Genomic DNA, 14237 nt, shown 5'->3' with positions numbered 1-14237 from the left:
GGTGGCTGCCTGGGCCTAACTTTGCGTCATGACGCCGACGAAGATTCTCTTGCCTGAGGACGAGCTGCCGACCCGTTGGTACAACGTGCTTCACGACCTGCCGACGCCACCTCCGCCGGTGCTGCATCCGGGGACGGGGCAACCGATCGGGCCGGACGATCTCGCGCCGTTGTTCCCGATGGACCTGATCCTGCAGGAGGTGTCGCAGGAGCAGTACGTCGACATTCCGGGCGAAGTGCTCGACGTCTACAAGCTGTGGCGCCCCAGCCCGCTGTACCGGGCGCATCGGCTGGAGAAGGCGCTCGATACGCCGGCGCGGATCTACTACAAGTACGAAGGCGTCTCGCCCGCGGGCTCCCACAAGCCGAACACGGCGGTCCCGCAGGCGTACTACAACGCGAAGTCCGGCGTCCGGAAGCTCACCACCGAGACCGGTGCCGGCCAGTGGGGTACGGCGCTGGCGTTCGCCTGTGCGCAGTACGGGCTGGAGTGCGAGGTCTGGCAGGTGCGGGCGTCGTACGACCAGAAGCCGTACCGGCGGACGATGATGGAGATCTTCGGCGCGACCGTGCATCCGAGCCCGTCGGACCTGACCGAGGCCGGGCGGAAGATCCTCGCCGGCGACCCGGACTCCCCCGGTTCGCTCGGGATCGCGATCAGCGAAGCGGTCGAGGCCGCCGTGCAGGATCCCGAGGTGCACTACGCGCTCGGCTCGGTGCTCAACCACGTTCTGATGCACCAGACCGTGATCGGCGAGGAGGCGCTGATCCAGCTCGCGATGGCCGGCGAGACCCCCGACCTGATCGTCGGCTGCACAGGCGGCGGGTCGAACTTCGGCGGCCTGGCGTTCCCGTTCCTGCGGGAGAAGTGGAGCGGCCGGATGTCCCCGGTCGTGCGCGCCGTCGAGCCGGCCGCGTGCCCGTCGCTGACCCAGGGCACGTACGCGTACGACTTCGGCGACACCATCGGCATGACGCCGCTGATGAAGATGCACACCCTCGGCCACGACTTCGTCCCGGACCCGATCCACGCCGGCGGCCTGCGGTACCACGGCATGAGCCCGCTGATCAGCCACCTCTACGAGACCGGCGAGATCGAGGCGGTCGCCAAACCGCAGTCCGAATGCTTCGCGGCCGGGATCCAGTTCGCCCGCACCGAGGGCATCGTCCCCGCCCCGGAGCCCACCCACGCGCTCGCCGCCGCGATCGAGGAAGCCCAGCGCTGCAAGGAATCCGGCGAGGAGAAGGTCATCCTCACCGCCCTCTGCGGCCACGGCCACCTGGACCTCGCGGCGTACGACGCCTACCTGTCCAACACCATGACCGACCGCTCCTGGGAGGACGCCGACATCCGGTCCGCCGTAGCCGAGGCCCTGACCCGGCTCCCCGCCCTCAACTGACCCGCGGGACGACGGCTCAGCGGCCCCCGCGCTTCCACCAGGGCTTGGGCCGCTTGGCCACCGCGGTAAGCCAGTCCTCCGGGACGGCCCAGCCACGGGACCGCAGCGCGCCGAAGTAGTCGGCCTTCAAGGAGTCGGGCAGCCAGTACGTCGCCTTGTGCCGGCCGGACACCTCGAAGTACGTCGTCCGCTGGCGTCGGCTCCACACCGTGGCCTGGTTGGAGCTGTACGCGAGCCGGACGTAGTCCCAGCGCGCCTGCTCGTCGTCCATGTCGAACCCACGCTCGACGACACGGCCCTTCCCGCGCGGTTCCTGCTCGAGCTCGTCGATCAACTGCTGCACGAGCGCACGATCGTCGGTCAGGTCGGCCGGCAACCGCAGCCCGACCGGGTCGAGCACGACCGCGCCCAGCTGTGGCCGGGCCACATCCAGGAACACCTCGAGCAGCGCGAACGCTTCCTCGGCCCGGCCGAACCGCTCCAGTTCGGCGCGCAGGGTGGTCACGGCTTCCTCGGGCACTCGACAACCTTAGAGGGACTGCCGACAGAGGGGCTGCCCCTATCTGCCCCGGGATGCCCCGGCCGCTCACGCTCAGCAACCACTCTCCAGAGCCGTCAACCGCATCTTCGGCGATCCCGCGGCGCCCGAGAACCCCTTTTCCCGCAGGGATTCGGGGCATTCCGGGGCAGCTTGGGGCAGATCGTCCACAGGGCCCGATTTGGCCGTCACAGAGGGTGTTTCGCGCCTTACAGTTACCGCCATGTCAGGGCCGAACGAGTTGCTGCGCGAAGCGCGAGAGCGCACACCATCACGACGTGCACCGGGTGAACACATGTCCCGGAGCGAACTCGCCGACGCCATCTGCGCCTGGCTCTGGAGCACGACCGAGATCAAGTACGAGCTCGACGGGCACTACATCGCCAAGCTCGAACGCGGCGCGGTCCGCTGGCCGGGTGCGGCGTACCGCTCCGGCCTGCGGCACGTGCTCGGCGTTGCCACCGACAACGAACTCGGATTCTTCCCACCCGCGGGCACCTCCCTCACCGAGCCGGACCCGACCCCGCCGTCGTCGATGGCCGGCCACGACGACGATCTCGTGTACGCGGGGGACGAATCGATCGCGCTGCTGTCGTTCGCCGAGGAGTCCAACGTCGGCGAGCTCACCGTCGAGCAGCTGCACGCCGACATCGAGCGGATCGCACAGTCCTATCTCCGCACGCCGATCCGGCCGCTGTTCGCCAAGAGCCGCGCGATCCGGGACCGCGCCTTCGGACTGCTGGCCGGCAACCAGTCGCCCCGCCAGTCCCGGGACCTGTACTCGGCCGCCGGCTGGGCGATCACGCTGCTCGCCTGGATGTCCGTCGACCTCGGCCGGCCCGACATCGCCGAGGGCCACACCCGGACGGCGTGGGCCTGCGCCGAGGCCGCGGATCACGACGTACTGCGGGGCTGGATCCGCGCCACCCAGCACACCGCCGCGTTCTGGCAGGAGGACTTCGCCCGTGCCGCCGCCTACGCCGAGGACGGACTGCGCTACAGCGCCGGGACGGCACGACTGTTCCTGGCCAGTGCCGCGTCGGTCGACCTCGCCCGCGTCGGCCGCACCGACAGGGCCCGCGAACTCCTCGACGTCGCCCGCGCGCTCGCCGTCCGCCCCGCCGACTCCGAACCGGGCGGAGTTCTCCTCTGTACGCCGGAACGCGCCGAAGGACTGTGGGCGGACACCCACCTGTCGTTCGGCGACGCGCAACGGACCGCGGACCACGCCGACCACAGCGTCGCGCAGTTCGAGGCCGTCCCGTACACGCTGCGGAACGCGGGCTCCGAGCGCATGGCCCGGCTGCAGCAGGCGAAGGCGCGGCTGCTCCTCGGTCAGCTCGACGGCGCGATCGAGGCCGTCGAGCCGGTCCTCGAGCTGCCGCCGGAGTACCGCGTCCGCCCGCTGATCCACCGGCTCGCAGAAGTCGCCGCCCTCACCGCGCCGTACGCCCGAAGCCCGAAAGGCCGGCTGCTGCGCGACCGCATCGCCGAGTTCACCCAACAGCCAGGCCTCCCCGCCCGCACAGCACTTCCGAGCCGGCAACGCGTCCCCGCGGAGTCCCCATGACCGAGTCACTCGAGCCAAGCAGCCATCAGTCGCACCCGGCCCGCGCGGGCCGCCTGACACCCTCTGGAGCAGCCATGGTCAAGGAGGTTCGTGATCACTGGTACTGGCGTCCCAACTGGCGGCCCGGGCGGTCGTTCTACACCTGGCACATCGTCTTCCCGAACGATCCGGTGCTGACCGACCTGCATGCGGCGTACCAGGGCCTGGTCGGTTCGCTGCCGGGGATCTCACCGGTTCCGGTGCAGTGGTTGCATCTGACGCTGCAGGGCATCGGGTTCGCCGACAAGGTGCCGCAGGCGGACCTCGACCCGATCATCGAGGCCGCGCAGCGCCGGCTCGAACACTTCCGCCCGTTCGAGATCAAGCTCGGCCCCGCGGTCGTCGATGTCGAGAGCCTGCAACTCCCGGTCTCCCCCGTCGACCGGCTCCGCCGCCTCCGCACCCAACTCCGCGCCGCCGTCACCGATGTCTGGGGCCGCGACTCCGTCCCCGAACTCCCCGAGCTCTACCCCCACGTCTCCCTCGGCTACTGGAACCGGCCCGCCCCGGCCGAGCCCCTCCGCCAACGCGTCAACGCCCTGTCCGGCGGCATCGCAAGAACCGAAGTAGCCCACGTCACCTTGATCAACCTCAACCGCGACCAAGCCCAGTACGAGTGGACCACCTACGCAACCCTCCCCCTGGGCGAACCCCCTCCCCACGCTCCCGCGACACGACCTCCTGGTGCCGGAGCATCTCCGAGCAGCATCGGAGCGGACTCGTGAGCGCGGCTGCTGTGGGGCCGTTGGCTGATGAGGCGGCGACGTTGGTCGTGCGTGCGTTGCTGGACTTTCGTACGCTGTGGACCACTCATGACCTGGTGACGACGACCGGGCTGGCGGCGCCGGCGGTGCGTCGGGTGGTCAGCCGTCTTGAGCGGGAGGATCTCGTCGAGCGCCGGGGGCCTGGTGTCGTCGCCGTGCCGGAGTGGCTTGTCCTGCTGCGCCGCTGGAGTGCGGACTTCCGCTTCAACCGTCGAGTCCACCTGACCCGCTGGCGCAGCAAACACCGCGCCGATCCTGTGCTCGACCGCATCCCGACGACATCTGTCCGCCACGCACTCACCGGCCCGCTCGCCGCACAGCATTGGGCTCCGGACACGCCTGGTGGACCGCCCGTCATCTACACCCCCGACGTACAACTGGCGGCCACAGCGTGGGAGCTGGTGCCCGCCAGAGGTACGTCGATCATCCTGGCCGAGTCATCCGCCGACATCGTCTACACCCGCTCCCGCAAGACCGGCACCGACCTCCGCCTCGCAGCACCCTCCCAGGTCCTCGCAGACCTACTGACAGGCGCGACCAAGTCACCAACCACCGCCGATCCCTTGACCCACTGGATGCTCGACCACGAGCTCGACTGGCGCTACTGAGCTGGCCGGTAGGCGCGGAGTGAGACGACGTGGGCTCGGGGGGTGCCGTTGGTTTTGTGGGCTGTCAGGCGGAGGTGGGTGGCGTGGGTCGGGGTTTCGAGGTGGTGGTGTTGGGTGCGGTGGTGATTGTCGGTGACGCGGGCGATCGTCTGCCACGGGCCTTCGCCGTTGCGGATCTCCAGGTCGTACTCGGCCAGCAGGGTCGGTAGCGCCTCGAACGGGGTGCGGTGGTGGTGGAGGTTGATGAGGTCTTCCTGGACGTCGACGTCCAAGACCACGACGATCTCCGCGAGTTCGACCGGCTCCGTCCAGGTGAGTTCCAGCCACGGCTTCGGGTCCCACGCGAGTTCTTCGGACGACCACAGGTTGGGACCGCCGTACGGGCGGGCGTAGCCGCCGACGACCTTGTCGGGCGCGTACGCCGATGTCTCACCGAGGCGGATGCACAGGCCTGCGCGCGGCAGGATGTGCTTCCACGCACGGAACTGTTCCGTCCATTCCTCGTCGGCAGCAGGCTCCCGGTGGGCGAAATGGACCGTCCCGGGCAGGGCCGTGGACGCAGTGTGGACGGAAATATCCGGCGTTTTCCGCAGGACCACGAAAACGTTTGACGGATTGGCCGGGCGCCAGGCCAGCGGGACGTGGACCCAGCGCTTCTCCCCGGCGGGTACGTCGACGGTGCAGGAGTCGATGAGCTCCGCGGGCAGGTAGTTCTGCGGCTTGACCGGATCGTGGAGCTCGACGGTCAGGGAGCCACCGGTCGAGTCGACGAGCAATTCGAAGCCGTCCAGCGCGGGATCGACCGGGACGACCATGCCGAGATCCGTGTCCAGCGGCAGTGTTCCGGACGAGACCTCGAGCGCCGGCCGGGTCAAGGTCGAGGACGCGCTGACGGTCGCCGTCAGCGCGAGGTTCGCGGGGTCGTCGTCGAGCACGCCGAGGACCGACCCGTCCGCACGGGTCAACGCGTGCCGCATCAGGCCGAAGTGGTCGTGCGCGAGTTCCCGCGGCGTCAGTCCGTTGCGCAGGGCAACAGCCGCGCCGATCCCGGCGGCCTCGCCGAGCACCGCGCAGGTCGCCATCACCCGCGTCGTCCCGAAGGCCACGTGGCTCGCGCTGATGTTCCGGCCGGCCATCCACAGATTGCGGACGTTCCGCGAATACAAGGAACGCAACGGAATGTGGTAGTTCCCGTCCGGATGCCAGTGCTTCGATCCTTGCTCGGACGCGTACACCCCGCCCGGCGGGTGCAGATCGATCGACCAGCCGCCGAACGCCACCCGGTCCTCGAACTCCGTCTGCTCGAGAACGTCGTGCTGCGTCAGCACGTGATCGCCGAGGAAACGCCGGTACTCACGCTTTCCGGGAACCGATCCGATCCACTCCAGCGTCAGGTTGTCCGCGTCGAAGCGCCCGGAGTTCTTGATGTAGTCCCAGATCCCGTAGACGACGGCCTGCAGTTCGTCGCGGATCGCCTCGTTGTCGTCGACGACGTCCAGCTCACCGCCCCACTCGATCCACCAGAACGCGCACCCGTTCATGTCCGTCCGGATCACCCGGCGTTCCGGAATCGCGGTTTCCGTGACGTCCCGCGCGAACGACGGCGGCACGAACCGCACCGGTTCCCCGGCGTCCTTGCTGTAGAAGAGGATCGTGCTGCCGAGCGTGTTCGAGTCCGGCACGTCCGGCGCCCACGACTCGTCGTACTCCGACCGCGGCTCCCGCCCGGTCCGGTACTCCGCTCCCGCCAGCATCCCGACCAGCCCGTCGCCCGAGGCGTCCACGAAGACCGGGCTGACGAAGCGAATCTCCTTCTCCGACCCCATCTGCCACCCGGTCACCGACCGGATCTCACCGTCCGCGGCGTCGACGGACCGGACGTCGGTGTTCAGGTAGAGCGTGATCCGCGACTCGGCCCGGACTGCCTCCAGCAGCACGAGATCCCAGTAGTACGGGTTTCCGAGCGGGTTCCGGAACTGGTTCTCGACGAACAGTTCCCCCATGATGCCGGTCTCGCGGGCGAAGCTCTGGGCGCCGTGCGCGGTCGCGCCGCACACCCACACCCGCACCTCGCTGGAGGAGTTTCCGCCGAGCACCGGCCGGTTCTGTACGAGCGCCACGGTACTGCCCTGCCGCGCGGCGCCGATCGCCGCGCAGATCCCGGCGAGTCCGCCGCCGACGACGGTCAGATCGGATTGGACCTCGAGCTGCTGCATCCACAAACCTTTCCGAGGACGTCCGGGGACGTTCCCCGGACACCTGCTACGTGTCGTGCTGGACGACGGGCTGCCCCGGCCCGTTCGGATGATGTGCGGTCAGGTGATCGGGCACCCGCTGTGCGACCAGGACGAACAACAGCCCCGCGGTCAGTACGTCGCTCGCGCGGCCGGCGAAGAACTCGGTCCAGTTCGCGCCGTTCGGCGTACCGGTGTCGAGGGTGACGTCGGCGATCCGGCTGATCGGCGCGCCCGCCATCCCGGAGATCGCGACCGTGAGCGCGCCCTCCTCGCCGGCGCGCCGGAGGAAGTCGAGCGTGGTCGCGTCCGTGCCGGACCGCGTCACGGTCAGCGCGACATCGCCCTCGGCGAGCAGGCCGGCACCGATCTTCGAGGACTGCGGACCGTCGAAGAACCACACCGGGATCCCGATCCGGAGCAGCCGGATGTACAGCTCCCGCGCCGGGATCGCGTCTCCCCACTCGCCGTAGATGTGGGTCCGCCGGGCGCCGGCGATCGCGTCCGCGACCCGGGTGGCCGCGGCCAGGTCGATCGCGGCCAACGCGTTCCGCAACGCGTTCGCCTGCGTGGAGGCGAGCACGTTCAGCACCTGCTCGGGCGGATCCGCCGGGCCGATCGCCATCCCGATGTCACTCGCCCACCCGGCCTCCAGGCCGCGCCCGACCTCCATCGCCAGCGCGGCGCGCAGCGCGGGGTACCCGGCGTACCCGAGGTGGGTCGACAGCCGGGTCACGGTCGCGGCCGAGGTCTGCGCGGCCTCGGCCAGCTTGGTGATCGAGCCGCGCGCGACCTCGTCCGGGTTCGCCAGGATGCGCTCGGCGACCCGTTGCATCGCTCCGTGCAGCCCGGGCAGGGCCCGCGTGACCTGCTGCAACGGACTCGGACTGCCGGCTCGTTCCATCGAGGTTTCCATTCCCTGATCATCACGTGTAGACGAACTGGGCGCTCGCGACCCCGTCGGTGTCGCTGACCACCCGCACCCAGTGCGCACTGAACCCGGGCGGGAAAACGTGTGTCGCCACCTGCCCCGGCTGCACTGTCAGCGACTCCACCGCACCGAACCGCCCGTGCCCGTGGAAGTCGATCTCGACCGTGATCGTCAGCGCGGTGTCGGAGAAGTTCTCCAGGTGCAGGCACTTTCCGTCGAACCCGGTCATCAGGTACGGATCGGACGGAACGCCGGCGGAAACCGCTGTCTCCCACCACGGCCCGCCCCAGCCGGCCGGTTTCCCGAAACTCCACAGGTCGTCGGTCTTGCCGAACCACAGCCCGGACTGCGGTTCCGCGGTCGTCGGGTTCAGCCCGTGGCTCGGCGACGCGTTGTCCGCGCCAGCGACGAGCATCCCGCGCCACGAGCAGAAGTCGCCGAGCACCCACAGATGCGTCGAGATCGGCCGCACGCCCCAGATCCGCCCGCCGTACGCCCACGGCGACAGCTCGTAGAACATTCCGTGGTGGTCCATCAGCAGTCGCTCGTGCTCGACCTCGCGGATCCGCGGCCACTCGGTCTGCCACTTGTGGTCGAAGCAGTGCGACGCCTTCGGCAGCCGGTACCGCGTCCATTTCCGGTCCGCCTCGGTGAACACCTCGAGGATCGCCGACGCGCGGTCCCAGCCGGTCGCGAAGATCGTCCCGCCGAACTCGTGCCGCCCACCGATCGCGGTGTACGGGTCGTCCCGCAGGATCGTCCACGACGTACCGTCGTACTCCGCGAGCCGGCCGCGCGACCGCTCACCGGCCCACTCCGGCTCGGAGTACTCGTTGGAGCACACCACGAGCCGCCCGAAGCTGGTGTAGCAGTCCTTGTAGTGGACCTTCATCTCGCCGTCGGTCCCGAGCTCGTCGTTCAGATCGAACAGCTGCGTGCACTCGTACGTCGTGACGTCGAGCTCGAACAGCTCGCCCTCCATCGCGAGCACGTACACGTGCGTGTCCGGTTTCGTCAGGTGCCGCGACGTACCGCAGACCCGCAGCGGCTGCAGCTCCGGGATCGTCACGACCTTGTGGTCCGCGGAAATCACGTGCGGACCGAGCACCAGCTTCGAGGTCGGAAAGTGGACGAAACGGTTCGTGTACGTTCCGTCGACGCCGAGCGTTTCCGGAACGATTTCCATCGACAGGTCGGCGTCGATCCGGCGCAGACTCACCCCCGCACCCGACGCGGCCTTGTGCGAGTTGTAGTTCTGGACGTAGAGCTTCCCGTTCCACGGCATCAGGGAACCGACGCCGAGCTCGCTGCGCGGCGGCCCGAAGTCGCCGATCTGCGCGAGGTGCGGAAACACTCCGGACACGTTCTGCATCATTTGATCCCTGTATGCGTCATGGCGGCGATGAAGCGGCGTTGCAGGACGACGAACACGATCAGCACCGGCACGATCGAGATCACCGAGGCGGCCATCGTCAGGCCGGGCGCGATCTGGCCCTGCTCGTCGACGAAGTTGGTCAGGCTGAGCGGCAGTGTGTACCGGTCCGGGTTGCTGATCAGCACCAGCGGCGTCTCGTAGTCGTTCCAGGACCAGACGAACGCGAGGATGCCGAGCGCACTCATCACCGGTCTCGCCAACGGCAGGTAGATCCGGCTGAACACCTGCCACTCGTTCGCGCCGTCCATCCGCGCCGCCTCGGCGAACTCGGCCGGCTGGCTGATGAAGAACTGCCGCATCAGGAACGTTCCGAGCACGGTGAACATCCCCGGCAGGATCAGCGCCCAGAGGGTGTCGTACAACCCGAGTTTCTGGAAGTAGATGAACCGCGGAACGAGCAGCAGTTGTGCCGGAATGATGGCCGTCGCCAGGTACAGCAGGAACAGCTTGTCCCGCCCCTTGAACGACATCCGCGCGAACGCGTAGCCGGCCATCGTCGCGGTGAGCAGCTCCCCGGCGACCCGCAGTACGGCGACGAACACCGAGCGGCCGAACGCCGGCAGCACCGAGGTCGCCCCGGTCAGCACCGTGCTGAAGTTGTCCCACTGGAACGGATCCGGGATCCATTGCATCGGGATCTTGTACGCGTCCACGTCCGCCTTCAGCGAGGTGGACAGCATCCACGCGAACGGCGCGAGGAACGCGATCGCCAGGATCCACAGCGGAATCCCCCAGATCCACTTGCTGTACTTGCTAGTCATTGAGGGCCCTCCCTCGCTGTGCCCGCCAGGTGACCAGCGTCAGCACGAGGACGCCGACGAACGTCACCAGGCCGATCGCCGACGCATAGCCGAAGCGGTAGAACTGGAAGCCGGTCTGGTACATGTAGTACGAGATGGTCGTGGTCGCGTCACCCGGACCGCCCGCGGTGATCAGCGCGATCAGGCCGAACCCCTGCGACGCCCCGATGATCAGCGTGACCATGAGGAAAATCGTTGTCGGAAGCAACGACGGCCAGGTGATCACCCGGAACTTCGCCCATGCCGACGCGCCGTCGATGTCGGCCGCTTCGTACAGCTGCCCCGGCGCGTCCTGCAGCGCCGACAGGTAGATCAGCGAGCAGTACCCGACCCCGCTCCAGACCGCCATCACGATGAGCGCCGGCAGCGCCCAGTGCGAGGACGCGAACCAGCCGGGCTGGATCCCGAACGCGTCGAGCACCTGGTTGACCAGGCCGGCCTTCGGGTTCATCAGCATCAACCAGGTCATGCCGACCGCGACCACGTTGACGATGTAGGGCAGGAAGAAGATCGCGCGCAGTACGGCGCGACCGGGCAACGGGCGGTTCAGCGCGATCCCGAGGCCGAGTCCCAGGACGACGGTGAGCGGCACCGACACCGCGACGTACACCAGGGTCAGGCCGATCGCGTGCCAGAACCCGGGGTCGCGCGCGATCGCGACGAAGTTGTCGATGCCGTTGAACGTGATGCCGCCCAGGCCGGACACCAGGTTCCAGTCGGTGAAGGCGAGCAGCACGACGCTGACCAGCGGGATCAGCGTGAACGCGATGACGCCGAGCAGGTTCGGGGCGATGAACAGGAACCCGACCCAGCCGGACGGGCGGATCCCGGACCCCTGTTCGGTCCGGGCCTTGGTGCCGGCCGCGACGACCGTGGCGGTGGCCATCAGGACCTCCTCTCGTTACGGGCGATCGCGGCGTCGGCGAGCCGTCGTACCTCGCGGATCGCGGCGCCGGGGTCCTTCTCGCCGAGCCAGCACAGGTCGCGCTGCTGCTCCACGGCGAGGTTGATCTCCGGGAAGCCGGCCAGCCGGGTGTCGGCGGCGAGCTTCGGGTCGGACTCCAGGACGACACGGCGGAAGGAGTCCAGGTCGAAGTACTTTTCCGGCTCCTTTCCGAGCATTCCGGAAACGAGCTGCTCTTCGGTCACGGTGCCGAGCGCCGGCATCTTCCCGCCCTTGAGCATCGGCGTCGCGCCCTCGGTGAGCCAGAACTTCACGAACGCCCAGGCCGCCTCGAACTTCGGCGACTTCGGGTTGATCATGATGAAGTTGCTGTACGAGCCGCCGTTCCAGTCCTTGCCGTCGACCGTCGGCGGCGGCGCGAACGAGACCTTGAAGTCGTGCGGGTACTTCTTCGCGTCGTACAGGTACCGCAGGTTGAACGGAGCCGTCGACCAGAGGTGGAACTCCTCGCCGAGGAACGAGTTCTGCTGGTACGCGTCCAGGTGCCGGGACAGCACTTCGGTCCACGGAAACGCCGTTCCGTCCGCGATCATCTCGCGGCCGAGCCGGAAACCCTGCTCGAAGTGCGGATCGCCGAAGTTCGACCGGTCGCCGTCGTACCAGTAATTGGGTCCGAGAGCGATCCGGGCGACGTCGGGCAGCGTGTACGTTCCGTACGTCGTGCCGGTCGTCAGCCGCTTCGCGGTGGCGCGGAAATCCTCGATCGTCCACGTTTCCGGCAGCTCGACGCCGGCCTGCTGCCGGAGCTTCTCGTTGAACAGTACGAAGAACGGCTCACGGGCCGTGGCGAGCGCCTTGACCTTGCCGTCCTCGATGTAGGACCGCGGCTGCTCGGTGTCGAGGAAAACCTGCAGGTCCGGGTCGGCCTTGACCCGATCGGTCAGGTCCGCCGCCAGTCCGGACCCGGCCCGCAGCGCCATCGCGGACTGCGTGTAGGTGAAGTACACGTCGATGTCGACGCCACCCTGGAGGGCGGTGTCGAGCTTGAGGTTGCCGCGGTCGTCGTTCACGAACCGCGTGTAGTTCGCCTTGTACTGCGGAAACTTCTCCTGGAACGCTTTCACCACGTCGCCCGGACCAGATGCCGCCGGCACCCCGCCCCAGACCTGCAGGGCCCCCGACTGCCCACCGTCGGCACCGGAACACCCCGGCACCACGGCGGCCGCCAGCCCCGCTCCCAGCCCGGCGAGCACTTCCCGCCGAGAAAAACTTTTGCGCCTCACACCAACCTCCCGCCAGATTGCGTAAAAGATTAGCGAAATCGACTCCAGCTGCCTAGGGGAGCTGCAAATCTTTTTCAGACGGGAGCCTGGGGGCCCGAAGGCCCCCAGGACGTCAGCCGGCCACGTCCGCCACCCCGGGACGACCCGCCTCGACCGTCACACTCGCCCGCGTGATCACCGAGCCGTCGGCGACAGTCACCTGCGGCACGACGCGGTAGTCGGTGCGCCACTCGGTCGGCGTCACCACGCAACGCTGGTAACCACGCTGGCTGTTGTGGAAGCGCATGTGCGGGTTCTCGGCGAGCCACGTGACGCCGAGGCTGTCCGTGTCCACACCGTTGCCGCCCGAGCTGACCGACGTACCGAGGAACTCGGCGCCCACGGTTCGCGAGTTCGGGTCGGCGAAGTTCTGCTTCAGGTCCGCGGCGACGCTGCGGTGGGCGTCGCCGGTGATCATCACGAAGTTGTCGACCTTGCGCTCGATCACGCCGTCGAACAGCCGTTGCCGCGCGGCGGCGTACCCGTCCCACGGATCCATGCCGTACCGCTCCGACGTACCGGCGTCGTGGTCGGCCTCGAACGCGAAGACCTGGTTGCCGAGCACGTTCCAGCGGGCAGAGGAGCGGCCCAGCCCGTCCAGCAGCCATTTCTCCTGCTGGGCGCCGAGCATCGTCCGCTCCGGGTCCCAGCGGGCGTCGCAGTCCTGAGCACACTGCTCCAGCTGGTCGGTCCGGAACCTGCGCGTATCGAGCACGTTCAGCTGGACCAGGTTGCCGAAGGTCAGCCGGCGGTACACCTGCATCTCGGATCCGCGCGGCATCGACGAACGGCGCAGCGGCAGGTTCTCGTAGTACGCCTGGTACGCCGCCGCGCGGCGCTGACGGAACACGGCGGGGTCCTGGTCCGGCTCGGTGTCGATCTGCGAGATGTCGCCGGCCCAGTTGTTCTCGACGTCGTGGTCGTCGGGTGCGACCACCCACGGCGCCGCGGCGTGCGCGGCCTGCAGGTCCGGGTCGCTCTTGTACTGCCCGTACCGGATCCGGTAGTCGGTCAGGCTGAAGACCTCCGCGGCCGGCAGATGCCCACGGCCGATCGTGCCCTGGCCGCCGCCCTCGTAGATGTAGTCGCCGAGGTGAACGACCAGGTCGAGGTCGTCCCGCGCCATGTGACGGAACGCGGTGAAGAAGCCCTCGTAGTAGTTCTGGCAGCTCGCGAAGGCGAAGCTGAACTCGTTCAGCCGCAGGTACGCGAGCGGCGCCGTCCGGGTCCGGCCGACCGGGCTGACCTGGTCACCGACGATGAACCGGTACCAGTACTCACGGTCCGGCCGCAGCCCGTCCACCTCTGCGTGGACCGAGTGCGCCCACTCCGGTACGGCGTGCTCGACGCCGCGGCGCACCACGCGGCGGAAGCCGGCGTCCTCGGCGACCTCCCACGTGACCGGGACGCGCCGGTCGGGCATGCCGCCGCGGCCGTCGGGCGCGACCGGCTCCGGCGCGAGGCGGGTCCAGAGCACGACACCGTCCGGCAGCGGGTCACCGGAGGCGACGCCCAGCGTGAACAGGTTGCCGAGCTGGGCAGTCGCCTTCGCCTCCGGAACCAGACTGGTGGCAAGCGCTGCTGCACCGGCCAGGGTGAGGAAGTGCCGGCGGCGTAGATGGGCGGACAACTCTCGCATGAATCCTCCAGCGTTGGGTCAGAAACTGTAAGTCATTCACAGCTATCGGACCCG

Annotated in this window: 12 protein-coding genes; 4 read left to right on the top strand and 8 right to left on the bottom strand. The window is 68.6% G+C overall.

Going from position 1 to position 14237, the window contains the following annotated elements:
• Positions 1–28: 28 nt before the first annotated feature.
• Positions 29–1399: a TrpB-like pyridoxal phosphate-dependent enzyme gene (locus BJY22_RS10760; RefSeq protein ID WP_167205778.1), complete on the top strand. Its 1371-nt coding sequence runs from the start codon at positions 29–31 to the stop codon at positions 1397–1399.
• Between the two features lie 16 nt (positions 1400–1415).
• Here the strand turns inward: BJY22_RS10760 and BJY22_RS10755 are convergent, their stop codons facing one another.
• Positions 1416–1919 (bottom strand): hypothetical protein, encoded by a 504-nt coding sequence (locus tag BJY22_RS10755; protein ID WP_167205777.1) that lies wholly within the window; start codon positions 1917–1919, stop codon positions 1416–1418.
• Positions 1920–2160: 241 nt separating this feature from the next.
• On the opposite strand from BJY22_RS10755, the gene BJY22_RS10750 reads away from it, so the two are divergent.
• The 3 genes from BJY22_RS10750 to BJY22_RS10740 are packed head-to-tail and all read left to right on the top strand — an operon-like array spanning position 2161 to position 4918.
• Positions 2161–3507: an NsdA family TPR-like regulatory protein gene (locus tag BJY22_RS10750; RefSeq protein WP_167205775.1), complete on the top strand. Its 1347-nt coding sequence runs from the start codon at positions 2161–2163 to the stop codon at positions 3505–3507.
• On the top strand, positions 3504–4271 hold the full coding sequence (locus tag BJY22_RS10745; protein ID WP_167205773.1) for a 2'-5' RNA ligase family protein: 768 nt from the start codon (positions 3504–3506) through the stop codon (positions 4269–4271). Before BJY22_RS10750 ends, BJY22_RS10745 begins: the two co-directional genes overlap by 4 nt.
• Positions 4268–4918, top strand: coding sequence for a hypothetical protein (locus BJY22_RS10740; protein ID WP_167205771.1), 651 nt, complete (start codon positions 4268–4270; stop codon positions 4916–4918). The genes BJY22_RS10745 and BJY22_RS10740 overlap by 4 nt, the downstream gene beginning before the upstream one ends.
• Here the strand turns inward: BJY22_RS10740 and BJY22_RS10735 are convergent.
• The 7 genes from BJY22_RS10735 to BJY22_RS10705 all read right to left on the bottom strand — a co-directional run bounded on the left by BJY22_RS10735 (position 4912) and on the right by BJY22_RS10705 (position 14183).
• Positions 4912–7134, bottom strand: coding sequence for an FAD-dependent oxidoreductase (locus tag BJY22_RS10735; RefSeq protein ID WP_167205769.1), 2223 nt, complete (start codon positions 7132–7134; stop codon positions 4912–4914). The two genes, BJY22_RS10740 and BJY22_RS10735, sit on opposite strands and share 7 nt — an antisense overlap.
• A 46-nt stretch (positions 7135–7180) precedes the next feature.
• Positions 7181–8068 (bottom strand): MurR/RpiR family transcriptional regulator, encoded by an 888-nt coding sequence (locus tag BJY22_RS10730; RefSeq protein WP_167205768.1) that lies wholly within the window; start codon positions 8066–8068, stop codon positions 7181–7183.
• Positions 8069–8078: 10 nt separating this feature from the next.
• A complete protein-coding gene (locus tag BJY22_RS10725) occupies positions 8079–9458 on the bottom strand; it encodes a hypothetical protein (RefSeq protein ID WP_167205766.1) in 1380 nt (459 codons plus the stop codon).
• Positions 9455–10279 (bottom strand): carbohydrate ABC transporter permease, encoded by an 825-nt coding sequence (locus BJY22_RS10720; protein WP_167205764.1) that lies wholly within the window; start codon positions 10277–10279, stop codon positions 9455–9457. Before BJY22_RS10720 ends, BJY22_RS10725 begins: the two co-directional genes overlap by 4 nt.
• On the bottom strand, positions 10272–11204 hold the full coding sequence (locus BJY22_RS10715; RefSeq protein WP_167205762.1) for a carbohydrate ABC transporter permease: 933 nt from the start codon (positions 11202–11204) through the stop codon (positions 10272–10274). The genes BJY22_RS10720 and BJY22_RS10715 overlap by 8 nt, the downstream gene beginning before the upstream one ends.
• Positions 11204–12505, bottom strand: a complete 1302-nt coding sequence (locus tag BJY22_RS10710) for an ABC transporter substrate-binding protein (RefSeq protein ID WP_337758498.1) — start codon at positions 12503–12505, stop codon at positions 11204–11206. Before BJY22_RS10710 ends, BJY22_RS10715 begins: the two co-directional genes overlap by 1 nt.
• A 112-nt stretch (positions 12506–12617) precedes the next feature.
• Positions 12618–14183 carry an alkaline phosphatase D family protein gene (locus BJY22_RS10705; RefSeq protein ID WP_167205760.1) on the bottom strand — a complete coding sequence of 522 codons (1566 nt, stop codon included), beginning with the start codon at positions 14181–14183 and terminating at the stop codon, positions 12618–12620.
• Between the last annotated feature and the right edge of the window lie 54 nt (positions 14184–14237).

Origin of the sequence: Kribbella shirazensis, assembly GCF_011761605.1 — a bacterium.
Taxonomy (GTDB): domain Bacteria; phylum Actinomycetota; class Actinomycetes; order Propionibacteriales; family Kribbellaceae; genus Kribbella; species Kribbella shirazensis.
Note: the sequence above shows the minus strand (reverse complement) of the source record. Positions and strands in the feature narration are given on the sequence as shown.